20 protein-coding genes and 1 pseudogene are annotated in these 23,654 nt (G+C 72.0%); 7 read left to right on the top strand and 14 right to left on the bottom strand.

The genetic code is table 11. The features are described from left to right. The first annotated feature begins 95 nt into the window (after positions 1–95). Positions 96–767 (top strand): CatB-related O-acetyltransferase, encoded by a 672-nt coding sequence (locus DEJ43_RS37185; RefSeq protein WP_015038620.1) that lies wholly within the window; start codon positions 96–98, stop codon positions 765–767. Between the two features lie 80 nt (positions 768–847). Here DEJ43_RS37185 and DEJ43_RS37180 read toward each other — a convergent pair whose 3' ends face one another. The 3 genes from DEJ43_RS37180 to DEJ43_RS37170 form a co-directional block, all read right to left on the bottom strand. Further along, the gene (locus DEJ43_RS37180) at positions 848–1,108 is read right to left on the bottom strand and encodes a hypothetical protein (protein WP_015038619.1); all 261 of its coding nucleotides are present in this window, start codon (positions 1,106–1,108) and stop codon (positions 848–850) included. 144 nt (positions 1,109–1,252) lie between these two features. Continuing rightward, entirely contained in the window at positions 1,253–2,116 is an 864-nt protein-coding gene (locus DEJ43_RS37175; RefSeq protein ID WP_015038618.1) for an alpha/beta fold hydrolase, read from the bottom strand. Further along, positions 2,113–2,706 (bottom strand): TetR/AcrR family transcriptional regulator, encoded by a 594-nt coding sequence (locus DEJ43_RS37170; protein ID WP_015038617.1) that lies wholly within the window; start codon positions 2,704–2,706, stop codon positions 2,113–2,115. The genes DEJ43_RS37175 and DEJ43_RS37170 overlap by 4 nt, the downstream gene beginning before the upstream one ends. 334 nt (positions 2,707–3,040) lie before the next feature. Between DEJ43_RS37170 and DEJ43_RS38480 the strand changes: the two are divergent. Continuing rightward, a pseudogene (locus DEJ43_RS38480) lies at positions 3,041–3,333 on the top strand (transposase family protein); the annotation flags it as partial. 30 nt (positions 3,334–3,363) lie between these two features. Here the strand turns inward: DEJ43_RS38480 and DEJ43_RS37160 are convergent. Further along, the gene (locus tag DEJ43_RS37160; protein ID WP_015038615.1) at positions 3,364–3,720 is read right to left on the bottom strand and encodes a hypothetical protein; all 357 of its coding nucleotides are present in this window, start codon (positions 3,718–3,720) and stop codon (positions 3,364–3,366) included. Between the two features lie 83 nt (positions 3,721–3,803). Next, a complete protein-coding gene (locus tag DEJ43_RS37155) occupies positions 3,804–4,400 on the bottom strand; it encodes an HD domain-containing protein (RefSeq protein ID WP_015038614.1) in 597 nt (198 codons plus the stop codon). A gap of 89 nt (positions 4,401–4,489) precedes the next feature. Here DEJ43_RS37155 and DEJ43_RS37150 point away from each other — a divergent pair, with 89 nt between their 5' ends. From DEJ43_RS37150 to DEJ43_RS37140, 3 genes are all read left to right on the top strand, one after another. After that, positions 4,490–5,227 carry a class I SAM-dependent DNA methyltransferase gene (locus DEJ43_RS37150; RefSeq protein WP_041663332.1) on the top strand — a complete coding sequence of 246 codons (738 nt, stop codon included), beginning with the start codon at positions 4,490–4,492 and terminating at the stop codon, positions 5,225–5,227. A 22-nt stretch (positions 5,228–5,249) separates the two neighbouring features. Next, the gene (locus DEJ43_RS37145) at positions 5,250–5,987 is read left to right on the top strand and encodes a hypothetical protein (RefSeq protein ID WP_015038612.1); all 738 of its coding nucleotides are present in this window, start codon (positions 5,250–5,252) and stop codon (positions 5,985–5,987) included. A gap of 110 nt (positions 5,988–6,097) precedes the next feature. Next, on the top strand, positions 6,098–6,664 hold the full coding sequence (locus DEJ43_RS37140) for a HutD/Ves family protein (RefSeq protein ID WP_041663330.1): 567 nt from the start codon (positions 6,098–6,100) through the stop codon (positions 6,662–6,664). A 30-nt stretch (positions 6,665–6,694) separates the two neighbouring features. On the opposite strand, the gene DEJ43_RS37135 is transcribed toward DEJ43_RS37140, so the two are convergent. Together DEJ43_RS37135 and DEJ43_RS37130 are read right to left on the bottom strand one after the other, a co-directional pair. After that, entirely contained in the window at positions 6,695–7,333 is a 639-nt protein-coding gene (locus DEJ43_RS37135; protein ID WP_015038610.1) for a hypothetical protein, read from the bottom strand. A 21-nt stretch (positions 7,334–7,354) separates the two neighbouring features. Next, the gene (locus DEJ43_RS37130; protein WP_015038609.1) at positions 7,355–7,690 is read right to left on the bottom strand and encodes a hypothetical protein; all 336 of its coding nucleotides are present in this window, start codon (positions 7,688–7,690) and stop codon (positions 7,355–7,357) included. 102 nt (positions 7,691–7,792) lie between these two features. On the opposite strand from DEJ43_RS37130, the gene DEJ43_RS37125 reads away from it, so the two are divergent. Beyond that, the gene (locus tag DEJ43_RS37125) at positions 7,793–8,386 is read left to right on the top strand and encodes a TetR/AcrR family transcriptional regulator (RefSeq protein WP_015038608.1); all 594 of its coding nucleotides are present in this window, start codon (positions 7,793–7,795) and stop codon (positions 8,384–8,386) included. A gap of 337 nt (positions 8,387–8,723) precedes the next feature. Here DEJ43_RS37125 and DEJ43_RS37120 read toward each other — a convergent pair whose 3' ends face one another. After that, complete coding sequence (locus DEJ43_RS37120) at positions 8,724–9,470, bottom strand: phosphotransferase family protein (protein WP_015038607.1); 747 nt, start codon at positions 9,468–9,470, stop codon at positions 8,724–8,726. Between the two features lie 73 nt (positions 9,471–9,543). Further along, positions 9,544–10,332, bottom strand: coding sequence for an alpha/beta fold hydrolase (locus tag DEJ43_RS37115; protein WP_041663329.1), 789 nt, complete (start codon positions 10,330–10,332; stop codon positions 9,544–9,546). 139 nt (positions 10,333–10,471) lie between these two features. Between DEJ43_RS37115 and DEJ43_RS37110 the strand changes: the two genes are divergently transcribed. Next, positions 10,472–11,383, top strand: a complete 912-nt coding sequence (locus DEJ43_RS37110) for a squalene/phytoene synthase family protein (protein ID WP_015038605.1) — start codon at positions 10,472–10,474, stop codon at positions 11,381–11,383. On the opposite strand, the gene DEJ43_RS37105 is transcribed toward DEJ43_RS37110, so the two are convergent. The 5 genes from DEJ43_RS37105 to DEJ43_RS37085 all read right to left on the bottom strand — a co-directional run bounded on the left by DEJ43_RS37105 (position 11,380) and on the right by DEJ43_RS37085 (position 23,628). After that, entirely contained in the window at positions 11,380–12,297 is a 918-nt protein-coding gene (locus tag DEJ43_RS37105) for a TIGR03619 family F420-dependent LLM class oxidoreductase (protein WP_041663328.1), read from the bottom strand. The genes DEJ43_RS37110 and DEJ43_RS37105 overlap by 4 nt on opposite strands. Before the next feature lie 97 nt (positions 12,298–12,394). Beyond that, positions 12,395–12,841, bottom strand: a complete 447-nt coding sequence (locus DEJ43_RS37100) for an immunity 26/phosphotriesterase HocA family protein (protein ID WP_015038603.1) — start codon at positions 12,839–12,841, stop codon at positions 12,395–12,397. Next, a complete protein-coding gene (locus DEJ43_RS37095) occupies positions 12,838–21,123 on the bottom strand; it encodes a SpvB/TcaC N-terminal domain-containing protein (RefSeq protein WP_244322133.1) in 8,286 nt (2,761 codons plus the stop codon). The genes DEJ43_RS37100 and DEJ43_RS37095 overlap by 4 nt, the downstream gene beginning before the upstream one ends. A 127-nt stretch (positions 21,124–21,250) precedes the next feature. After that, positions 21,251–22,414, bottom strand: a complete 1,164-nt coding sequence (locus DEJ43_RS37090; protein WP_015038601.1) for a Kelch repeat-containing protein — start codon at positions 22,412–22,414, stop codon at positions 21,251–21,253. Next, positions 22,411–23,628 carry a Kelch repeat-containing protein gene (locus DEJ43_RS37085; RefSeq protein ID WP_015038600.1) on the bottom strand — a complete coding sequence of 406 codons (1,218 nt, stop codon included), beginning with the start codon at positions 23,626–23,628 and terminating at the stop codon, positions 22,411–22,413. The genes DEJ43_RS37090 and DEJ43_RS37085 overlap by 4 nt, the downstream gene beginning before the upstream one ends. Between the last annotated feature and the right edge of the window lie 26 nt (positions 23,629–23,654).

Below are 23,654 nucleotides of genomic sequence, written 5' to 3'. Positions count from 1 at the left end.
CTGTCGGTATCCGGTTGATCGAAGTTGCAGGGCGTGCCAGCATCTTAACGCGACAGTTGTCGCACTAGGTCCGATCGATAGGAACCGCCTCCGCGATGCCGCTCGTTCCCGCTGAGCCGCCCGTTCCGGCTGACCCCACCGTCCTCCACCCGCTGCCCGAGCACCCGCGCGTGGTTCTGCTCAAGCCGTTGGTGAAGTCGCCGTTGATCGAGGTCGGCGACTTCTCGTACTACGACGATCCGCACGACCCGACGGCGTTCGAGACGCGCAACGTCCTCTACCACTACGGTCCCGAGCGGCTTGTCATCGGCAAGTACTGCGCGCTGGGGACGGGCACGCGGTTCATCATGAACGGCGCCAATCACCGCATGGACGGACCGTCCACCTTCCCGTTTCCCACCATGGGAGGCTCCTGGGCGGAACACTTCGACCTGATCACCGACCTGCCCGGCCGGGGCGACACGGTCGTCGGCAACGACGTGTGGTTCGGCCACGGCGCCACGGTCATGCCTGGTGTACGCATCGGTCACGGCGCGATCATCGGCGCCGGCGCCGTGGTCACGGGGGACGTCCCCGACTATGGCATCGTCGGAGGCAACCCCGCTCGTCTCATCCGTACGCGCTACGACGCCGCGGATGTCGCCCGGCTCCTCGCCGTGGCGTGGTGGGACTGGCCGCTGCAGCACATCACCGAGCACGTACGGACGATCATGTCGGGGACCGTCGACGACCTGGAGGAGGCCGCCGCGCAGATCGAAAGGCCCTGACGCCGGTTCTTCGCCACACCGCTCGCACCCCGTCGCGCCAGACGGTGCGACGGCGGCGGTTCGGGCGCCGGGGTTTCGGGTCAGTGGGCGACCCGTACCCGTAGCTCGTACGGCGAGCCCGTGCTGATCGCCTGAGCCTGCTCGGCGAGGTCGGCCGCGGTGAAGCCGAGGAGCGCCCGGTCGGCGGCCGCGCGCAGGAGGGGCACGATCTCGGCGACGGGGCGGCTCCGGTGCGTGCGGGCCAGCTCGGCGTAGGCCCGCTGGTACGGGGCTCCGTACGGGTCGGTGCTGTCGGCCAGGAGGTGGTTCATGTCCTGCGCTCTGACGGTGACCTCGCCCATGTCCGCTCCTGTGCATCGGCGGGCCGGACGGTTCCGGCCCCTGTGCTCACGACGGTAGGGGGCGCCACTGACAATGGGGCGAGTCGTCCTTCGCATCGGTCCGTGGGTGGGGCGGGATTTTAGGGACTTCAGCGCCCTCCTGGTTCAGGCTTGCAGTGCCTTCCTGAGGAGCTTGGCGAACTCGGCGGGGTGCGTGGTCAGGCCGGTGTGTCCGCCGGGGAAGTGCAGGAGTCCCGTGTTCAGGCGCTCGGCCAGGAAAGCGGCCGGGCGGTAGGGCAGCTCGCCGTGTGAGTCTTGGCCGCAGGCGAGCACCAGCCGGTTCGACAGTTCCTCCAGGCGGTCGATGTCCGGGGTGTAGGACATGAAGCTGGGCACGATCCGCTCGAGGAAGTACGGCAGGTTGGCCATGGTTCGTTCGGCACGTGCCGCCGCTTGCGGTGGCAGGCTGATCTCGGGCTTCGGGTCGGAGGTGGTGTCGCTGCCCGTGTCACCGCCCGTGTCACCGCCCCTCTTCAAGCCCGCCGCGAACTCCGCCATCGCCGGCATGAGGCCCTGACCGCGGAGCGTCTCCTGGACGCGCGCGATGAGCGCGCGGTGTTCGGGGGCGTCCGGGAGCACCTCCACTACCGGCGGTTCGTGCGCCACGAGGCGTTCGATGCGTTCGGGATGGGCGGTCAGGAGGTGCAGGGCGGTGATCCCGCCCGAACTGGAGCCGAACACCTTGGCCGGCTCATCCGGCGACAGGAGTTCCAGGATGCGCAGGGCGTCGTCGGCGTGTTCGGCCACGTTCTGCTCGGCGCCGGGGTCGTCCAGCGTGCTTCCGGACATGCCGCGGGGGTCGTACGTCGCGACGGTGTACTCGGCGGCCAGGTCGTCGGCGATTCCGTCGAACGACGCCGCGCCGCCCGCCCCTCCCGGGATCAGCAGCAGGAGCGGGCCCTGGCCGCGTACCGCGTAGTGCAGGGTCGCGCCGTTCACGCGCAGGTTGCCGATGGTCGGGTCGGTCATGCGGAGTTTCCTTCTCGGGACGGGGGCCAGTGCTCCAGGAGGGTGTGCAGGGCGTCGAGGGCGCGGACCCAGGACTGCTGCGGCGAACGCTCGTGAGCGAACCCGCCCGCGGCCTCCAAGGCGACGAAGCCGTGGAACGTGCTGCGCAGCAGCCGGACCGCGTCGGTCAGGTCGGGTTCGGTCAGCTCGTAGCCGCGCAGGACGCCGTAGGTGAGGTCGACCGCGCGCCGCGGTCCGGCGGCCGTCGCGGCCAGCTCGGGGTCGATCCGGATCGCGGTCTGCGTCGCCATGTAGCGGCCCGGATGCTCGTGGGCGTACTCCCGCCAGGCGTTGGCGAACGCGACCAATGCGTCCTTGCCGGCCCGCCCGGAGGTCGCCTCAGCGATACGGATTGTCTTCTCGTCCGCTGCCAGCAACGCGATCCGTCCCCGCAGGTCTTCCAGGCCCCGGACGTGCGTGTAGAGGCTCGCGTCTTTCACCCCGAGTCGCCGCGCCACCTGAGACATGGTCACCTGATCGAGCCCGACCTCGTCCGCCAGTTCGGCGCCCGCGATCGTCACGCGCTCCGCCGTCAGCCCTGCCCGTGCCATGCACCCTCCGATCCTAGGAGCTCTAGTTTTAACCTAGGACTCCTAGGAAGCGCAAGGAGGAGGCGTCTCTGAAGCGGGCCCGCACGAGGCGATCGAGAAGCGCGCCGAGGAGATCGGCTGGCACGACGCGCTTCACCCGTCGCCCGCCTCCCGGACGAGCTATCAGGTCGTCCGGCACGTGTAAGACATCGATTCTTATGGCGTGGTCGTTCGGTGATCCGTGCGTGACGGATCTGGTCGAGCAGTAGGTGCCGGACGAGTTGTGGGTGTTGTTCCGGCGGGTGGTGCCGCCGACGGCGGTGATACGTCCGCAGGGCGATGGCGGACGGCGGGCCGGAAAGGGGGGCCTTTGACGGGACCGAATCCGACCGATCGCGGCAAGCTGGGATCGAAGATCCATCTGATCTGCGACCGGAACGGACTGCCGCTGTCCCTGGGCCCCGCGAATATGCACGACAGGCTGGGCCGGGAGCCGCTTGTGCCACCTGCGCCGATGGCTCCGCAAGCGCGGGATCCGCCGCCGCATCGCCCGCCAGGGCGTCGAGTCCTCACAGCGGCTCGGCCGACATCCTGGTCGAGAGAACCGTGTCCTGGCTAGCCGGCTGCCGCAGGCTCCACCGCCGGCACTCATCGGTTGCCGCCGACTGGCCGCTCTCCTTACGGTCTGAGCCGGTTCTGCTGCACGTCGAAGCAGACCAGCCCCATAGACTCCGCCACGGCCGCCGCGTAGGCGGACGCCTCCTCGGCCATGCTCCAGCGCATGGGGAAGTAGATCAGCGGACCACTGGCTTCGCCGATCAACGGTCCGGTTGACCAGGGCGAGGTGTCCTCCTCGTCCTCGGTGAGGTCGCACCACCGCTCAAGCAGCGCAGCCACATAGGTCGCTACCCGTTCGGATGGAGGCTCTTCCACCTCGCCGTCGATGTAGCGGTCGTACAGGTCGCTGAAGACCCGGCCGGCCGCCTTGTCATCCGCCGGCCTCTCGCCTTCCCAGACAGCAAGGTCGTAACTCATGTCCGGAGGCTCTCATGCCGCTCTGACAGCCAGAAAAAGCGACGTCTAAGGCGCCCAGGGCGGGCGGGGGCGGGGCGGGTGGGTTATGTGAGTTCGTGGCCGTATGCGGTGGCCAGGCTTTGCAGTTCCGGGGGGCCGAACTGGGTGCGCAAGGCTTTGAACGTCTCCGCCTTGTGGGGGCCGAAGCGGGTTACGTACTTCTGGTAGGTCTCCGGGGAGACGAACGTCGGTGGTGTGGTCTTGCTGTGGAATTTGTCCGCGTACATCACCAGGCGCTCTTCCGGCGTGATGGCCACGTAGTCGGCCGGCGGCAGCGGGAGTCCCTGGACCAGGACGTCCTCCTTGGTCAGGCCGACCCCCGTGTGGCACGAACAGAACCGGCACAGTTCCTCAGGCAACCCCTCGGATTTCAGGATCTCGTGGCCCAGCAGGCCGTGGCGGATGTAGCTCTGCCCGTCGATTCGTCCCTCGGCGTCGTACAGGCGGTACACGCCGATGTCGTGCAGGAGGCATCCGGCACGCACCAGTTCTGGGTCGACTCGGCAGTCCGCGAGGGAGATGATTCGTTCCGCTACTTTCCACACGATCTCGCAGTGTGTGAAGACGCGGTCGAAGAGTTCGCCACTGGGTGCGTACTTCTGGTGCATCGCGCGGATTTCGTCCGGTGAGGGGAGATCCATCCCCGCAGCTTAACGAGTACCGGATCGTGGCCCGCCTCGGTCGTAAACGAGTCGACAGCGTCCCCTCGCCCCCGGCAGAATCGCCGCCCGTGACGACCAGTGAGTTGTGGACGCGTGCGACCGCCGACCGGTACGACGCCGAGGAGACCGAGATGTCCTCTGCCGCCGTTCTCGGTCCGACTCTCGACTTTCTCGCCGAGGCCGCCGGTGAGGGGCCGGCGCTGGAGTTCGCCATCGGAACGGGAAGAGTCGGCGTCCCGCTCCGGGAACGAGGTGTGCCGGTGGCGGGCATCGAGCTGTCCGAGCACATGGCCGCGGTTCTGCGGCGGAAGGTGGATGAGAAGACCCTTCCGGTTGTCATCGGGGACATGGCCACGACTGTCGTGCCCGGCGAGTTCTCCCTGGTCTACCTCGTCTACAACACCATCACGAACCTGCTCACGCAGGACGAGCAGGTCGAGTGCTTCCGCAATGCCGCACGTCATCTGCGGCCCGGTGGGCGGTTCGTCATCGAGCTGGGGGTGCCTCCCCTGCGGTTCCTGCCGCCCGGCCAGGTCGCGGTGCCGTTCGACGTCTCCGAGCGGCATCTCGGTTTCGACACCTTCGACCTGGTCGAACAGATTCTCGTCTCGCACCACTTCACCCGCGACGACGACGGGCATTACCGTCGCGACAATTCACGGCACCGGTACGCCTGGCCGGCCGAGCTCGACCTGATGGCGCGGATCGCGGGGCTTCAGCTGGAGCGTCGGGTTGCGGACTGGGACGGTGCTCCGTTCACTCAGGATTCGGTCAAGCACATCTCTGTGTGGCGTAAACCGAGCTGATCCACGGATGGAGACGCGAGGCGTGGCAGCGGCGCGGCGGTGGCTGGCCGATCAGGGGGTCAGGCAGGTGCGCGGCGGGTGGGTGACGGACGAGGAGCCGGAGGAGCTGCTCACCGCCAGTCAGGTGGCGCATTCGTTGGCCGGCGATGTGTTCGCCGAGGATCTGGACGCCGCCGACCAGGTGCGGTTGGCCTTCGGGCTGCTGGACCTTCTTGACACGTACTGGGTGACGTGCGAGATCCGGTTCGCGGACGAGAGCGCGGAGGGCCCTCTGCCCGCCGGTGTGCTGTGGGACGGCTACCGTCAGCGGCTGGAGGCGGAGCGGGAGGTCGAGGCCGTCACCTACTCGCTGTGGGTGGACTGGTTCGAGGACCACACCACTTCCGCCAGTGCCTTCGCCGAGGTGCTCGGGAACGACATCGACCGTGTGGTCGCCGAACCGTCGGAGGCCCTGCTCCGCCGGGCCCGTCGGGTGCTGGAGTGTTCGGGGCCGGTGCGCTGGGCGGTGAAGGAGCCGGCGTACCGCACTGCGCTACGGCTTCCCGCCCTGCATTCCGCGCTCTTCCGCGGTGTTCGGGCGAGCTTCCACGACCTCTACGGCGACCTGGAACCGGCTGCCGCGCTGGCCCTCCTCGACCGGCTGGAGCTCCCCGCGGACACTCAGTACCTCGCCGAACTGCGCCATGTGCTCGCCGCGGGGCACAAGAACCACCATCGCAGTCCCGGCGCCTGGGATCAGGCCGTTCGGTTTTGTTCCTGAGCCGGGGCCGGAGCGTAGACTTCGTCGCCCCCGTCGCCCCCCCTGCGGCGTAGGTGTCGCCGCTCCGGGGTGACCCGTACCCGTACCGCACACAGCTCAGGAGCCCGTCCATGCGCCACTTCGATGTCGAGACGCTGACGCCGGGCCGGTGGCTCAACGGCGGTGGCGCGACCCGGGAGATCGCCTCCCAGCCGGAAACCGGGGAGTTCGGGTGGCGTGCGAGCATCGCTGACATCGACCGGGACGGGGCGTTCTCCGTGTTTCCCGGGGTCGACCGGACCCTCACCCTGGTGGCGGGCAACGGGGTTCTGCTGACCAGCCCCGGGGCGTTCGAACGGCTGCCGGCCCGTGAGGGTGAACCCGTCGCGTTCTCGGGCGACCTCGACCTCTCCGCCGAGCTCCTCGACGGAGCCTGCCGGGTGTTCAACATCATGGTGCGGCGAGGACGCTGGACAGGTCGCGTGGCGCGGGTCGCCGACCCGGTCGTGCCGACGCCCGGGCACGCCGGGGTGCTCCATGTGCTGCGCGGCCGATGGCAGGCGGGCGACAGCCGGCTTGTCCTGGACGGCGGCCAGGGTGTGTGGTGGGACGAGCACGACAGCGCTTCGGGCGAGGGGGTCGTACCGCTCTCGCCCGACGCCGTGGCGCTGTGGGCAGATCTGGTGCCGACAGGGTGACCTCGCAGTCCCTTTCCGCGGAGAGGGCGGTCAGGTCAGTGCGGTTTCGATCCGGGCGGCGAGTGTGAGGACCTCCTTCGCGCCGAGGCTCCAGCCTCCTGGGGTCTGTCGGTGCAGCGTGCGGGCCAGCAGCAGGCCGCCCTGGGGCCGGGGCTCGACGGTCAGGAGCCGGGCCACCTTCCACTGGTGGGTGGAGTCCGGGCCCGCGACGGTGGCGGACACCTGGTCGGCCAGGGCGAGGAGTTCGGGGTCGAAGTTGAGCCGCCGCGCCGCCTCCGGGTCGCCCTCGAACGCGGACGGGCGGCCCGGGTGACGTTCGCCGAGGGCGGCCGAGCCCGGGACCGGGACGGTGAGCGGCACCGCGTACTGGAGCAGGCCCAGGCCGAAGCTGCGCCGGATCGCCCGGCCGGTCAGGACCGAGGCGCGTAGCTCGAAGGGTCTGGGCGCCTGGGTGTCGACGTACACGAAGCAGTGGGTCGGGGCCGGCATTCCGCTGAAGCGTTCACGCGGCGGCAGCAGGCTTCCGGCCGGTACGCCTTCGCTGTCGCCCGCGAGGACCTGGGCGGGCGGCGAGCCGGGCAGGCCGAGTTCGGTGGTGAGGACGCGGGCGATGTCGGCGGACACGACGGCGGGGTCCCGGCTGCGGCCGGTCCAGTGCGCGAGGGCCATGAGGGGTCGCTCCGTCCGCGCTCAGGCCGAGCCGGCGCTGGTACGGAGCTGCTCGAAGCGGCGCAGCGCGGCCTGCCGCTCGCTCTGGAACCGTCCCACGCGGGCCTGGGTGAGCGCGGTCCACTGGTCGACGGCGACCCGGGCGTGGTCGAGCGCTTCGCCGTGGCGGCCCTGGGCGGCCAGTTCGTCCCGCGCCCGGTCGGCCTCCTCGGCGTGGCGCAGCATCGCCTGGGTCGGGTCCTCCGTGGAGGTCCGGCCGGCTTCGGCGCGGGCGACCTGGCGGCGGCGGCGCGCGACGCTCGCGTAGCCGACCAGGGCGATCAACCCGCCGGTGATGGCGGCGGAAACGAGCTTCATCAACAGATCATCCATGGCGGCAGTATGGACTGAACGACCAGCGTTCTGGAGATTGTTTCTAGAAAATATTTCGGGTTCTTTCCTTCCGCTTATACTCCCCCCATGGCAAAGCAGTCCCGTGGCGAGGCCACCGTCGAACGCCTCCTGACCGCGGCACTGGAAGTGTTCGCCACGTCCGGGCAGGCCGGGTTCACCGTCCAGGCGGTCACGAGGGCGAGCGGCGTCAGCCTCGGCAGCCTCTACCACCACTTCGGCAGCTTCGACGGCTTGGCGGCCGCCCTGTACAGCCACTGCCTGCAGCAGACGTACACGGCATCCCTCGGCGCCCTCGGCCGGGCCCGGACCGCCCGTACCGGCATCCGGGCGTTCGTCACGACGTACCTGCGCTTCATCCAGGACAACCCGGCCGTGGCCCGCTACCTCCACGGCTCCGCGTACTCCAGTTACCTCGCCGTCGACGCCGACCGGGCCCGCGGCGTCCAGCCGGACCACTTCCCCCGCGTCTCCGACCACCTGATCCGCTGGACCGAGACGGGCGACATCGCGCCTCTCCCCGGTCCTCTGCTGGAGGTCCTCCTCATCGGCCCCGTCGCCGTCGCCGCACACCGCTGGCTGGCCACCCCGGAGGACATCGACCTCAACCAGGCGGCCCGGGTGCTGTCGGACCGCATCTGGGCGTCCGTCCGGGCCGAATGAGCCACTCGGCCCGGCGGGTCAATCCGACTCGCGGCTCATCGGTGCTTGGCCGTGGTCTTGTCGACCCGGGCGCGAGCCGTGTTGTCTTCGGCACCGATCCCCGGCATCGCGTGAGTCCGCCGAGCCCCGCGCCGATGATGGTGACAGGAGGGTGCATGGTGGCTCCTTCGGGATCCGGCCGCCCGTTCGGAGCGGCCGTATCCGAAGGTGTCAGGCCCTTCCGACGGACCGCCGACAGCCGATCGACAGCCGCCGGCCACCCCCGACAAGGCGCCGACGAGGTGCCGACAGTCGTGCGGTGTCGGTCGCTCCCCCGTGGTGTCGTACGCGCGCGGCCTCACATCCGGGACCTCAGCACGTCGACCTCACAGCCCGGTGCGAACGGGTCGAAGCCGTGCTCGATCAGCCAGCGGACGGCCAGCAGGCTGCGCACCGACCACCACGCGCGGATCACGTCGAGGTCGATGTCCGTGCCATAGCCGGCGAGGACGTCGTCGAGGCGCTCCTCGTGGCCGAGCATGAAGGTGGCGAGGTCGTACAGGGCATCGCCCTGGCCCGCCTCGGACCAGTCGATGATGCCCGTGACCTCATCGCCGTCGACGAAGACGTGCGCGATCTGCAGGTCGCCGTGGGTGAAGACCGGAGTCCACGGCCGGAGGGCGGCCTCGGCGACCTGGCGGTTGCGGGTGACCAGGTCGGCGGGCAGGAGGCCCTTCGTCACGAGCAGCTCGCATTCGGCGTCGAGTTCCGCCGCCAGCGCGGTGCTGCTCCGGCCTGCCAGGCCGGCGTGCGGCGGCAGCGGCGCGTCGTGCAGCTTCCGGATGGCGGCGCCCGCCGCGGCCCACGCCGCCGATGAGCCGGTCGACGGCCCGCCGAGGCGCCCGAGCGTCGCCCCCGGGACCGCGGCGATCGCGAGCACGGGCGGCTTGCGCCACAGGACCTCCGGGGTCGGGACCGGTGCGCGGGACATCGCCTCGACCTCGCGGTCGATCCGCGCCTGATCGGCGTCCACCTTCAGGAACACGTCGCCGACGCGCAGCGTTGCGCGCTCGGAATGGGCGACGACCACCTCGACCTCATCCATGAGCGACGAGTGTCCCCCATGTGATCGGCGACGTCGCCGGGTTTTTCGCGGGCCAGGATGCGGCCGACGGCGCTCAGGAGTGGGCGTGGCAGAAGTCGCGTACGGTCCGGTTGAACTCCTGGGGGCGTTCCAGGTTGCTGACGTGTCCCGCGCCCGGGATCACCACCAGTTCGGAATGCGGGATCGCCTTCTGGAACTGCCGTGCGACGGTCAGCGGCGAGCGTACGTCCTGCTCTCCCCAGAGCAGGAGCGTCGGCACCGAGATGGTGGGCAGGACGTCCCGCTGGTCCGCCTCGGCCATGAGGGCCAGTTGCGTCCGCATCGTGTCCGGGCGCACGGCGGCGTCCATCGCGTCCAGGAGGGGTACGTACGCGGCGGGCGGCTCACCCGCGAACAGTCCGGGCAGCGTCGGATCGAACTCATCGGGCGGTGCGGCCAGCATCCGGCGCGCGCCCTCGACCCTGGCTTGTACCTCCTCCGCCGGCAGGGAGCCCTTCCAGCCCGCGTAGGTGTCGACGAGGATGAGCGTCTTCACGAGGTCCGGGTGGTGGCGGTAGAGCTCCAGGGCGACGGTGCCGCCCCAGGAGAGGCCGGCGATGTGGGCCGGACCGAGGCGCAGCGACTCCACGACCGCCGCCAGACAATGGGCGTAGTCCGTGAGGCCGAAGGACGCGGGAACGTCGGAGGATCTGCCCGCGCCGGGCTCGTCCCACGCTACGACCGTGAACGCGTCCGACAGCACGTCGAGTTGCGGCTGCCACAGACGGCCGTCCCCCGCCGCACCGTGCAGGAACACCACGGGCGGCCCCTCCCCCACGCGGTAGTAGGCGACCTCCAGCCCGCTGCACTGCACCATCACCATGCCCTCAAGGTAGGCCAGCCCCTCACGTCTGTCGCGGTGGCGGGCACGGGGACGGCCAGGCCGCGGGGCGTGGGAGCCGAGGCCCCGGGCGTGGGAGGGGCAGCCGTAAGATCGCGGTCTACGACGGCGGGAGAACAGCATGTGGAAGCGGGCCCTGGACCGGGCCGGGGTCAGGGAGCCGCGGCTGCGGCGGGAGTACACCGCACAGCGTCAGGCCGTGCGGCGGTTCGCGACCGCCGAGTACGCGGCCGCGCGCCTGCTGCTGCCCGCCGCGCTGGTGCCGCACGTCGTGGCCGCCGTCGCGTTCATGCACGACACCGACGACCGGATCGACCGAGGGCCGGTGGACGAGCGGGCGGCCGCGCTCACCGAATGGGACGGGCTCGTGCGGAAGGCTCTCGCCGAGGGTGACTCCGCGCTGCCGGTACTGCGCTGCCTCGTCCGTACCGTCGAGTGCCACCCGGACGTACGCACCCATGTGGACGCGTTCCTTCGGGGCTGCGAGCGCGAGGTCGCGTGGCGGACCATCGCGGACGAGGAGGACCTGGAGCGGTACGTCGAGGAGTACTCCCTGCCCGCGCTGATGCTGACGGCCTGCCTCCTCGCGCCGGCGGACACGGCCGCGCGGGCGGCCTTCACGGACGGCTGCCACCGGCTCATCCGAGGCATGCAGCGCATCGACTTCCTTGAGGACCTGCCCGAAGACCTGCGCGCGGGCCGGACGGGCGTCCCCGCCGACGCGGTGGCGCGCCACGGTGCGGACCTCACGCGGCCCGACGCGGCGCTCGGCCGGCTCGTCCAGGAGCAGGCGGACCGGGCCGACGTCGACCTGACGGCGGCTGCCTCCCTTCCCGACGTGACGGCGCCTTCGTACGGGCCCTTCCTGCGGGCCCTCATCGGCGTCCAGCGTCTCCGCCTCGACGCCGTGCGCCACGCGGGCGCGTCCCTCGCGACGCGGACCTCGGGCCCCGCTGCCCCGGCGGCCGCCGCGCTGCTGCTCCGCGAGACAGCACGGCGACTCCGTACCCCCGGCCCTGCGGTCCGCTCCTAGCCCTTGCTCAGTCGGGTGTGGAAGCGGTGCGCGAGGTCCGTCAGTTCCTCCGCGTTCCGGGCGGTCTGCTGGAGGTCGATCAGGACCTCGTCGGCTCCGGCCTCGTGCGCGGCGAGCAGGTAGTCCGACACCTGCGCGACCGTTCCCCGGCGCGGGACGCCGTCGTCGGCGGCGGTCTCTGACGTCAAGACGGGGTTGACCCGGACGACCGTGCGCAGGGCCTCGGGGTCGCGTCCGTTCGCCTCCGCGATCTGCCTGATCTGCCCGATGACGTGCGTCAGTCGTGGCACCGGCAGCGCCGCCCCCGCCCAGCCGTCCGCGCGCCGCCCGATGCGCTCGAGCGTCGCCGGGGTGAAGCCGCCCAGCAGCACCGGTGGGCGGGGGCGCTGCACCGGGAACGTCTCGACGTGGGCGCTCGGCAGCTGCCACCGCGCCCCTTCGTAGGCGGCCGGCGTGCCGGACCAGACGTGGTCCAGGACGTCCAGGATCTCCTCCAGCCGGGCCCCACGGCCCTTCCACGGCACACCGATGGCCTCGTACTCGTCGGACGACCAGCCGAGCCCGAAGCCGATGTCGAGTCGTCCCTGGCTGAGGATGTCGACGGAGGTGAGCGACCGGGCCAGCAGGAGCGGCGAGTAGAACGGTGCGTTCAGCGTGCTGGTGCCGAGCCGTATCCGTCGGGTCGCGTGCGCCAGGAAGGAGAGGGTGACGACGGGGTCGAGGAAGGTGCGGTACGCCTCCGGCAGCGGACCGCCGCCGGGATAGGTGTCACGGGGCTCGGTCGGGACGAGGGCCCGGTCGCCGACCCAGAGGCTGTCGAAGCCGATCGCTTCGACCGTGGCGGCGAACTGCGAGATCACGGTGGGGTCCGTGAACGTTCCGTACTGGGGGGCTCCCAGGCCGATCTTGAGCATGTCTGTCACCTGTTCGGGAAACTGCTGCGGTCCGTTCTCGGACCACCGTGCCGCACACCGATCGACGTTTACTGAACGACGTGTGAACGCGCTCGGCCTAGGACAGCCGCACCCGTGCCTCCCGCTCGTCCTCGTTGGGGAGGCCGAGGAAGGTGTCCAGGAGACGCCGTTCGATGTGGTGGGCGTCCCAGACCGCGGCGCGTTCCAGGCCGACGCACTCCTCGGGGGTGGCCGGACGGGTCTCGCCCTCCGAGTCGAAGATCACGCATTTGCGGAAGTCGGCCCGGTCCTGGGTGAAGCGGACGACCGGGCGCGCGGTCTCGCCTTCGAGCGCGCGGCTGCCGATCGGCTGCCATCGGGTGTCGTCCGGCAGTCGGACCGCCTGGGCGAAGAGCAGCGGTCGGGTGTCGATGGCGTCCAGGTCGGACGACGGCTGCGACGTGTGGTGGTCGTAGAAGGCGGTGTACTCCTCCGAGAGCACCCTGCCGTAGCCGTACGAGCCGTCGGGCAGGGGAATCCGTAGGTACGTTCCCGGTTCCGTCATCGCAGCCTCAGTGTGTCCCGGACCATTTGCTTGAGCGGCGTCCGCGTGAACGGCGCCAGTTCGCCGAACTCGATGTCCGACGCGTAGTGGAAGATCTCTCCCATCGGGCTGTCCTTGTCGACCCCTCGCCCCTTGTTCTCCGTCAGTCGCGGGCCCGGCTCCGTGTCCGACCAGGCGCCGCCGCTGAAGCCCGTGATCCCCAGTTGTGCCGCCCGTTGTGCCCCGTTGTCGTCGATGAGCTGCTGTTCCCTTCCTCGGATGGCGAGGTAGCCGAAGTCGCGGTAGCGCTCGGCGTAGTTCACCGCGTGGCCGACGGCGTAGCTGTCCAGGTGCGCGGGGCCGAAGTCCGGGTCGTCCGGCTCGGGGCGTTCGTCCACGTGGTGCCTCTGGTCGCGGAGCTTCATCGCCTTCTCCGCCTGGGGGTACCAGGGTCGGTTGAGGTCGATGACCATGCTGGTGCGGCCCGAGTAGACGCGCCCGGTGGTCTTGTTCGTCTTGGTGTACGTGACGTACACGCGTCCTGCTCTCGGTTCGCCCTGCTGCCGCTGCGGGGCCGGCCGCGGGATCGGGAAGGGTGCGTGGACCAGTCTCTGGGCCTGGGTCAGTGCGGGGAAGGCCGCGCCTTGGGTCGGAACGCCGTAGGGGTTGCCGAATCGTGCGATCGAGCCCGCGCGTTGCATGTGCATGCGCACCGCGAGCGCCATCGCCAGGCCGGCGACCGCCTGTGCGGCCGCCAGGGCCCCGGCCGCCGGGGCGGGTGCGAGGGCGGTCGCGGGTGCGGCTGCTGGTGCGGCGGATGCTCCGGCTCCCCCGCTGTACGCGGCCGCGCTCCCCCATCGCGCGGCTGCCCGTTCCAGCGCCGAGGCGGCCTGCTGGAGGATCTCCGCCGTCAGGGCCTCCGCGGGCTCGTGTCCGTCGCGGTCGGTCAGGGTGATCGGGTTGCCTCGCGCGTACCGGTACAGGTTCGGTCCGTCGATCAGGCCGGAAGGGTCGGCTCCGGTCCATCTGCCGAGCCAGCAGGCGTAGTAGCGGGCGCCGTGCTGGGCGAGTCCCGTCTCCTCGTCCCGCTCCATGCCCGTGTAGCGGTAGCGCTTGGGTGTCTCCGTACGGCTGCGTACCGCCTGGTACGTCGTGCTGCCGTAGGGCGCGTACTCCTCGTACGAGATGATCTGCGCCCGCTCGTCCAGTTCGAGGCAGGCGGAGCCGAGGTGGTTCCCCGCCTGGTAGCGGATCAGCCGGGGCGGCGCCGGGTCCGAGCCCTCGGTGTCGCGGGTGCGCAGCTCGGTGAGGGCGAAGCGCTCCTCGCCGGCGCCGGAACCCGCACCCGAATCCGCCCCGGTGTGCACGGTCTCGCGTTCGAGCACCGCGGTGGCCGGGCCGATCGGGCCGCGGTGCCGCCGGTAGACCTCGAAGTCCCCCAGGTAGATGCGTTCCTCGATCAGGCCCGGCGCCTTCTCCCACACCTTGCGGACCCTTCGGCCCTCGGCGTCGTACACGCAGAAGACCGTGCCTCCGCCGCCGAGGTCCGAGCGTCGCAACCGGTCCGCGTGGTCCCAGTGCAGCGAGGGGCCGGGCTGGCCGCCGCCGAGGTGCGGCATGCGGGTCATGTTGCCGTGCCGGTCATGGGCGTACGGCTCGACGAGCGGCGGGGTGGCACCGTCGGGGTTCAGCGTCGTGTGGCTGAGCCGGTTGCCGGTCTTCGCCGCCGTCCCCGCCGTGCCGTCCTCCAGCAGGCTGGTCTCCGCGTACGTGTAGCCGCGCGTCCAGCCCGCGTGGGCGGGGTCGCTGCCCCGGTGCCGCATCCGCTCGATGTTGCCGACGAGGTCGTGGACGTAACGCTCGACGTACGTCCCCATCGTCTGCTGGGTGTTGGGGTGGTCCAGCCGCGTGTGGAAGGCGTTGGAGGCGTCCGGGGCGGTGGGGGCCCTGCGGGTGCCGTCGGCCTGCTGGCCCAGGTGCTCGCGGCCGGTGGCCTGGATCAGACGGTAGAGCGCATCGTGGACGTAGTCGTTGCTCGGCTCCACGCGCTGGTTGCGGAAGAACACCGTCTGCTGGGCGTCGTCGTGGATGTGGGTGACGTTCCCCGACGGGTCGTAGGTGTAGTGCAGGTTCTGCAGCCCGCAGTTCCCCGCGTCCGGCTGGGGGTTGTCCGGGTTGTCGCAGTCCTCGGGGAACGAGGGGCCGCGGCCGGTGACGAGATGGACAAGCCGGAAGGTCAGCGGGTCGTGGCGGTACCGGGTGGTGGCGCCGTTCTTGTGGGCGACCCGGGTGCGCCTGCCGTGGGCGTCGTAGTCGATGCCGGCGATCCCGACCGGTGACGGCGGCTCACTGCCCGGATCGAGCAGCCCGGCGGGTTCGGTGGTGTGTTCCAGCCAGACGTCGACGCGGTCGAGCAGGCCCGCCTCGTTGAAGACCGGCTGGACGACGTGGAGCCGGCCGGGGGCGAGGTCGCTGTGCGGCAGCGTCGCCTGCACGGCCCGGTTCAGCGCGTCGTAGCGCATGCTGTTGTCGAAGGACTCGTCCGCCATCCGCGGGGCCGCCGCCCAGTCGGGCAGGGCCTGGTAGTCGGCGGTGAGCGTCCGGGTGTGGTGGAGCGCGTTCCCCTTGAAGTCGTACGCGGCCAGCGGTGCGCCGGTCGCGTCGAGCCGGGCGTTGACCGCGGCGCCGGCGCCGTCGAAGTGCCGCAGGACGCGGGTGCGCAGGTTGAACCGCCGGGCGCGGGCCTCGTCGGCGGGTGACGCGTCCGGGGCGGGCTCGCCGTACTCGATCCGTTCGATCCGCACCTCGCGGTCGAGGGTGCGCGGGTCGGAGGCGGCGTCGCCGTCGGCGACGGTGCCGCGGACGCTCCTGGTGACGCGGCGGCGCAGGGCGTCGTACGCGGTGACGAAGGTGTGGCCCCTGCTGTCCCACTCACGGATCGGGTTGCCGAGGACGTCGGCCAGGGTCCAGCGGGCCCCAGCCTCCATGCTGCTCTGGTGGATGCGGTTGCCGAGTATGTCGTGGGCGTACCGCACGACGACCCGCCCGAGCGGATCGCCGCCCTGGGTCACGGCGTCGCGCACCTGGCGCTGGTTGCCCTCGATGTCGAGCTCGGTCCGGGTGGCGACGGTGTCCTCCGTGCCGTCGAGGTCGTGGCCGGTGCAGACGACGCGGTTGCGTTCGACGGTGAGGAAGGGGCGGCCCAGGGCGTCGAGGTGGGTGGTGGTGGGGGTGTCCGCGTGCGCGGCGGCGCGGATCGCCGCCGTCTGCTCGTGCGGGCCGAGCGCGCCGCCGATCCGCTGGGCGTGCCAGGTCTCCCAGGCGGGAGGCGTGACCGACGCGGGCGGGGCGGCAGGGGCCGTCGGCGCCGGATCCCGCGCCACCGCCGGGCCCGTCGGCACCGGATCCCGCACCACCGCCGAATCCCGCTTAACCGCCGAGGTCTGCGGTGCCGCCGCTGACCCGGGCTCCGCCGCCCGGGGCGCCGGGCTGGGCGTCGCGAAGTGGCGTGCCAGCAGGCCGCGGACGTCGGGGTCCGTGCGCGGGTCGCCGGTCTGCGTGCCGCGAGGGGCGCAGGTGTCGTTGGCGTCGTAGGCGGTCCGTCCCCAGGGGCCGAACACGGTCTTCTGGTACGTGTGGTGGGGGTGGAGGGTGACGACGACCCGCCCCAGGGGATCGCGGAACAGCACCGGGCTCACGCCGACCGTCACGCCGAACTCGAACTCGTGCGTGGCGCTGAAGAACGGCTCGTACTGGCGGACCGGCTCGCCCTTGTTGTCGTGGACCACCCAGCCGCCGCACACCCAGCGCGGGGTGACGGTCGGGCCTCCGTCGGTGAGCGGTCCGGGTTCGGCACGCGTCTTGCGCTGGATCTCGCGGCCGAAGCCGTCCGAGTAGCCGTACGCGGTCTGGATCCTGAGGCCATGCGGCGGAAGGGGGTCGTGGTGGTGGGTCTCGCGGGTCAGCGTGACCACCACGGCGGGACGGCGCAGCCGGCGGAACCGGTCGAGGTCGTACACGACGCGGCTGGTGGCGCCGGCGAGCAGGTCCGCCGCCAGCGGGTCGGGATCGGCCGCCGTCAGGAGGGCCTCGACGCGATCCGGTTCGAGGTCGGCGGGGAATCCGTCCAGGGTGTCGCCCTCGGCGGGTGCGGGTGCGGCCTTCCCCATGACGGCGGTGCCGGTGACCATGCCGAGGGCGTCGAAGGCCACCTCGGTCCGGTTGCCGTTGGCGTCGGCGACGCGGCGCGGTTGCAGCACCCGGTAGTCGTTGGCCTCCACGGTGGTGCGGTTGCCGAGCGGGTCGCGTACCTCGATGGCGAGCAGGTCGTCGCCGTCGAGGTCGACCACGGTGTCGTGGCCGAAGGGGTCGCGCTGCCTCCGGGCGACGAAGCGGTGCCGAAGGGCTTGCGCGAGCTCGGTGGCCGGCGGGTCCTCCGGGCCGGCGGAGAAGTACGTCCGGCCGGACGGCAGCCACCAGTGGTCGTCGGGGTCGGTGGCGGGAAAGCGTCCGTCGGCCTTGAGGGTCCGGCCCGCCAGGTAGCCGCCCCGGTCCCCCGCCGTCCCGGCGAGGACGCCCGCCGGGTCCGGGATCAGTTCTTCCATGGAGCCGTCGGGGCGCGGCCTGCGGAAGACGGCGGCGAGGAGGCCCGGGGTGAGGGCGAGCGTGTACCTCTCGCCGGTGGTGGCGCGGGGTTCGAGCAGCCCCAGGGGGAGGATCCGCGTGAGGTCGTCGCTCCGGTGGTGGGTGCGGACGTGCTCGACCGGCCGGCGGCAGGGTTCGGGCGTGGGCTGCTCCTCGTACGCCACCTCCCGCGCGTACCGGTGGCGCAGCCGTCCGGTGATGTCGGGGTCGGGCTCCACGAGGTCCGCCGCGAGGAATCGGCCGTGGGGGCCCGTGGGGACGTATCCGGTCAGCTCGAAGGTTCTCGTCTCGCAGGTGGCGGGGTGGCGCCAGGCGCCGGCGGTGTCGATCGCGTTGGTGACGCGGCGCTCGGTGTACGTGACGAGGGAGGTGGTCTGCCGGGCGCGGTCCGCCGGGTGGAGGGCGTCCAGGGCGGGGTTCGGGGTGCGGCGGCCGGTGCCGTCCGGGGCCACCGTCACCAGGTGGGTGCGGCGGCCGTAGCCGACGGCGGCCTCCTTGAGGACGGTGCCGTACGGGTCGACCTCCAGCGCGATCGTGTGCTGGGTGCGTGGGTCTGCGGCCTCGCGCTCGTAGTGGTGGGTGAGCGTCTCGCGCGGCTGGACGTCGAACACGGCGTACTCGTGCGCGCCGCGTCCCTGGAGGCGCCGGACGGTGAAGTTCTGCTCGGTGACCGTGTACGGGGTGTGGGCCCGGGTCAGCTCGGCGGGTGTCGACTCCGGTACGGCGTCGTCGGAGTAAATCTCACGCCGCAGCAGCGAGCCCTTCAGCGCGCGGCACGCCTGTCGTTCCTCCTCGTCGGCCAGGCCCGGGGGCAGCGGGGTGTCGTCGAGCAGCAGGTCCCGGGCGTCGGCCGGGGTGAGGCCCGGCTCGCGGTAGTACTCCTCCTCGTGGTACCGCGAGACGCGCTCCCGGCCCAGTCGGTCGCCGGTGTGGAACCAGGACTTGATGTGCGCCGGCGGCACGTACGAGCCGGGGGCAGAGTTGCTCGCGTCACCGCCGATGGCCGCGCCGCCGACGGCTTCGAGTTCCTCGGTGTCCCACTGCTCGACCATGCCGAACCCGCAGAACTCGCGCTCCACGCCGTCGTACCGGCCGTGGTGGTAGCGGTAGCGCGTGGTGAACCGGTTGCGGCTCACGTGGTCGTACGTCTCCACGCGTTCGACCACGTGGACGGGGAACGCAAGACGCGCGATCCACGGCCGGCCCTCGTGTTTGTCCTGGAGGGAGAACTTCGTCGACGGTGCGTAGCTCAGCCGTGTCTCCGCGCCGAGGTTGTTGACGAGGCCGGTCAGCAGATGCGGCTTGGTGCCTCCCATGAGGTTGACGAACCGCATGGGCCGGCCGGCGTCCGAGGCGAGCGGGGAGGACCAGACGAGGCAGGTCGTGCCGTCGCCCAGGAGGTCGGCCGTGGCGATGCTCGTCGCGCTGTCGATCCGTGGGAAGGCCCGCAGCGCGCGGGGCGAACTCCAGGCGTTTCCGGACTGGTTGAAGTACAGCCGCACGCCGTCGCGGTGGAGGTAGAGGAGGTCGGCGGTGCCGGAGCCGTCGATGTCGGCCAGCCGGACGCGCTGCTGGTCGAAGGTGTCCGGGTGGTCGAACCACGGCGCGTTCTCCATCGTCACCTTCGCGCCGAACCGCCCATGGCCGAGGTTGGGCCAGTAGCAGACCTCGCCGTTGCGGACGCGGACCAGGTCGGGGAGCCCGTCGCCGGAGAGGTCGGCGAGGTGGAGGGCGTGCGTGCCGTCGGAGAACAGGGCCCGGGGGCCCTGCTCCTCGTCGGCGGCGACGGCGATCTGCCGGGCCGCCTCGAATCCCTCCTCCGCGAGCGACCGGTACCAGGTGAGCGAGGTGTCGTCGGTGACCAGGACGTCGGCGTGGCCGTCTCCGTCGAGGTCGGCGAGGCGGGCGTTCGGGGCGTCCAGCGGCACGTTCGGGAGGGAGGTGAACGGGCGGAACGGCTGCCAGCCCTCGGCGTCGTCGTGTTCGTGGAGGCCGGGGGCGGTGCCGTTCGTGACGACGACGTCCACGAGTCCGTCTCCGGCGAGGTCCACGAACTCGGCGCCGCTGCCGGGCGGGAGCGCCGGCATGGTGGCGACGTGTTCCACCGGGGCGAACCGGACGCGGGGAGGCGCGCCGTCGCCGGAGGCCCGGTCGGCCTCCGGGAGGGGGCTGATGTTGCGCTTGTAGAACCAGGCGCCCGACTGTTCGACGAGCGCGCCGGGGATGCCCTCGCCGTGCAGGTCGGTCCAGCGGTACGTCGTCCCGTCCAGGCCGGCGGGGAGGTTCTCCATGGACCCGGGGTCGACGGTCTCGACGGTGTCCCGGACCGTCGGCTCGGAGTACGTGAACTCCACGGGCGGCATGCTCCGGCGGACGTACCCGGTGCCGTCGCGGCGGTGCCCGTGCTGGGTCACGGAGCGCAGGAACGCGTACACGGGCCCGTTGGCCGTCACCGGGTCGGCCTCGCCGCCGTGGCTGAGCTCGGTCGACCGTACGAGGCAGTCGACGCCGACGCCGGCCGCTTCCGTGCCGGGGAAGTGGTGGAACATCAGCACCCGGCGGCAGAGCCGGCCGGTGCGCACCTCGAAGCCGGGCCGGTACGTGGAGAAGGCGTCCGGGCGGAGCGGCCACGGGAAGCGGAGGGCGCCGGTGGCGTCGACGGCCTCGTCGTCCCGGGGGCCGGGGGCGTCCGGGTCGTGATCGCCGTAGTCGAGTACGGCCTCGAACATCCAGCCGCCGTCGACGACCCGGGCGTCGAGGAAGTGGGGGCGCTCACCCCTCTCGTCGAGGGCGGGCCGCCGGTTGCCATAGAGGATGCGCTTCAGATAGCGGTGGGCGGTCCTGCGGACGTCGTCGCGGGGTCCCCTGTTCCGTTCCTGCGGTCTGCCGAGGTCGACGCCGGTGCCGTCCTCGGACTTGTAGCGGTAGAGGACGACATCGCCCTTGTCGTCGCGGGTCTCGGAGATCAGCCAGCTGAAGACGCGGCCCGGGTCGAGCGGGTCGGCGATGCGGTGCTCCGGGGTGAGCCCGTACACGGTGAGGACGTTGTCCTTCGACACCGAGCGCCAGTGCACGTTGCCGACGGGAGTTCCGGCGGGGGCGGCGACCGCCGTCCAGCGCTCGATCCGGGCGAAGGCACCCTCGACGCGCGGCCGGTAGCGGCGGACCCGGTAGCCGTCGGTCTCGTCCTCGTGGACGACGGGGTCGCCCGCCGGGTCGCGCACCCAGTCGCCTTCGGGGTCCCGTGTGTGGCCGGGGTGGGCCGCGACCCACTCGCCGGTGTGGTCCTGCCGGTGGACGGGGACGAGGTCGTCCTCGCCGGAGAGCACGAACACGTCGGAGTCGACGGCGTCCAGGTAGCGCGGCAGGCCCTTGTCGGTCTTGCGGGTGACCGAAGGGACCGACAGGTTCCAGCCGAGGCCGAACGGGCCGTTGCCCGCTCCGGAGTCGTACGCCAGGGTCAGGCGGGGGCCGAATCCGGACCGGCCCGGGCTCGTGGCGACGGGTACCGAGACCGAACCGGTGCCGGTCGCGGGGTGGGCGGTGAACGTCTCCCCGATGCCGCGGATCGCTCCGCCGCCCTTGGGAAGCGTCACCTGCGGTGCGGCGGCGACGAACCGCCGTGCGCCGGTACCGGATCCGTCTCGTTCGTCAGTCACCACGCCTGGTCGCCTCCGACTCGAACCCGCCTGCTCACGGCCTTCTTGGCAACCGGACCGGAATGGTCCGGTCCGGTGATCGTCCGCCGCCTCACCCGCCGCCTCACCCGAACGGTGCCGCGCCCCGTCACAGGACGAACAGTTCGCTCGTGGCGGTCAGCAGATGCGGTGCGCCCGTGGGCGTGGCGGGCCCGGAGCGGACCGTTCCGCCGGCCACCAGGACCCTCCCGTCGGGGAGGACGACCGCCGCGAAGTCGGTGCGTCCGACGGTCATTCCCGGCACCTGCGTCCAGCGCCGCGTCTCCGGGTGGTACCGCGCGGCGCTGCGGTAACCCGCGTCGCCGAGCAGGTCGTTGCCGCCGCCCATCACCAGGACCTCCCCCGTGCGCAGCCGTACGGCGCGGTGCTGGGTCCGGCCGCAGGGCATGTCGTGCTCCCGGGTCCATCGGCCGCCCGCCTCGGGATGCCAGCGCTCCACCGTCGCCTTGCTGTACGGGTCGAGCCGGCCGTCGGCGCCGCCTTCACCGTCGCTGCCTCCCGTGGCCAGCACGGACCCGTCGGCGAGTACGGTCAGCGTGTGACCGGCGCGGGGACCGGTGAGGCCGCCGGTGGGTGTCCAGGTGTCCGTCGCCGGGTCGTAGCACTCGCCGTACGCCAGCGCCGCACCGGCCCGCCGGTCGCGGCGGGTGGCCACCCAGCCGCCCGCGACCAGGACGCGGCCGTCCGGGAGCGCGGCCGCGGGGTGGAAGGACCGGGCGTCGGTCATGTCCGCGGCCTTCGACCATCCCGGCAGCAGCGGGTCGAACAGCTCCGCCGAGTACAGCGTCCGTTCCGAATCGGCCGAGCGGCGGCCGGTGCCGCCGGCCACCAGGACGCTGCCGTCGGGCAGCAGGGTCGCCGAGTGTCCGCAGCGCGCCTCGCGGAGCCGGCCCGCCGGGCTCCAGTCGCCGGAGGCCGGATCGTAGACCTCGGCGGTGTCGAGTGGCCGGACGGGATAGGCGTTGGCGCCGGTGAAGCCGCCGGTCACCAGGACCCGCCCGTCGGCCAGCAGGGTGGTGGAGTGCATCCTTCGCGCGGTGCCCAGCGGTCGTCCTGGCGACCAGGAGCCGCCGCGGGGGTCGAAGAACGCGGTTCCGTCCTGGGCGGTGAGCGCCGCGTCGGCGCCCCCGGCGAGCATGACGCGTCCGTCGGCCAGGGGTACGGCGCCACTCGCCGCCCCGGAGAGGATGCGTTCCCAGGGGAGCGGCCCGGCGGCCGACCAGCGGCCCGGGTCGCGTCGGTCGTCCGTCACGGGGTGAACACCTCCGTCGTGGACGCGGGGAGGTCGGCGCCGATCGCCGGGGCGGCGGCGCCCATCCGCGCCAGTCCCCCGGCCGCGAGGACCCGGCCGTCGTCGAGGAGGACCGCGCCGAAGACCCAGCGGCCGGTGCCCATCGGTCCTGCCAGGGACCAGTGCCGCGCGCCCGGGTCGTACCGCAGGGTGGCGGCGTGGCCGACGTCCTGGCAGGCGTGGTCGCAGCCGCCGCAGACGAGGACCTCACCGGTGGCGAGGAGCAGGGCGCGGTGGTGGCCGCGGCCCCACGGCAGGGGTGGTTCCGGGCTCCATTCCTCGGCGACGGGGTCGTAGCGTTCGACACCGGCCAGGCTGTACGGGTCGTAGCGCCCGTCGTCGGCCGCGTGGGGCCCGAAGCCGCCCAGGGTCAGCACCGTGCCGTCGGGGAGGAGCAGGGTCTGGTGGGCGCATCGGGCGTCGCGGAGCGCGCCGGTGGGGCTCCAGCGGCCGGTCGTCGGGTCGTAGAGCTCGCAGAGGGCGATGGTCGCGCTCTTGCTGCGGCCGGTGTCGGTGAGGCCGCCCGCGACGAGGACGCGGCCGTCGTGGAGCAGGACGGCCTGGTGGTGCCAGCGGGCGTCGGCCATGTCCCCGGTCGGAGTCCAGGTGCCGGTGTCCGGTTCGTAGAGCTCGGCGGAGGCCAGGGTGTGCGGTGCGCGGGCGTCGCGGGGCCGCTGGCCGCCGGCGACGAGCACGCGCCCGTCGGGCAGGAGGGTCGCCGTGTGGCTGTGCCGGGGTTCGTGGAGCGCGCCGGTGAGGGTCCAGGTCTCGGTGGCGGGGTCGTAGAGCTCGGCGGTGGGCAGGGCCGGGGGCGGGTAGGCCTGCGGTCCTGTGATGCCGCCGGCGGCGAGGACCTGGCCGTCGGCGAGCGAGGTGAAGCTCTGCATGCGGCGGGCTTGGCGGAGCGGGTCCGTGACGGTCCAGCGGTTGTCGGCGGGGTCGAAGAGTGCGGCGCCGTCCAGGGTGCGCAGGCGGGGCCCGGCGCCGCCGGCGAACAGCACGCGCCCGTCCCGCAGTCGTACCGGTCCGTCCTCCTGGCCGTGCAGCATCACGAACGGGAAGGGCAGGTCTCCGGCCGGTGTCCACCGGCCGGAGACCGAGGGCGTCGTGCGGGCGAGGGATGAGGTGGAGGGGTGGGTGGTGAGTTCGCCGCCGTCGGCGAGCAGGGTGCGCATCGGTGTCGGTCCTCCCTTGCGGCCGG

The sequence above is a fragment of the Streptomyces venezuelae ATCC 10712 genome (genome assembly GCF_008639165.1).
GTDB lineage: Bacteria > Actinomycetota > Actinomycetes > Streptomycetales > Streptomycetaceae > Streptomyces > Streptomyces venezuelae.
The sequence above is the reverse complement of the archived record's forward strand: the minus strand, read 5'-3'. Positions and strand labels throughout refer to the sequence as shown.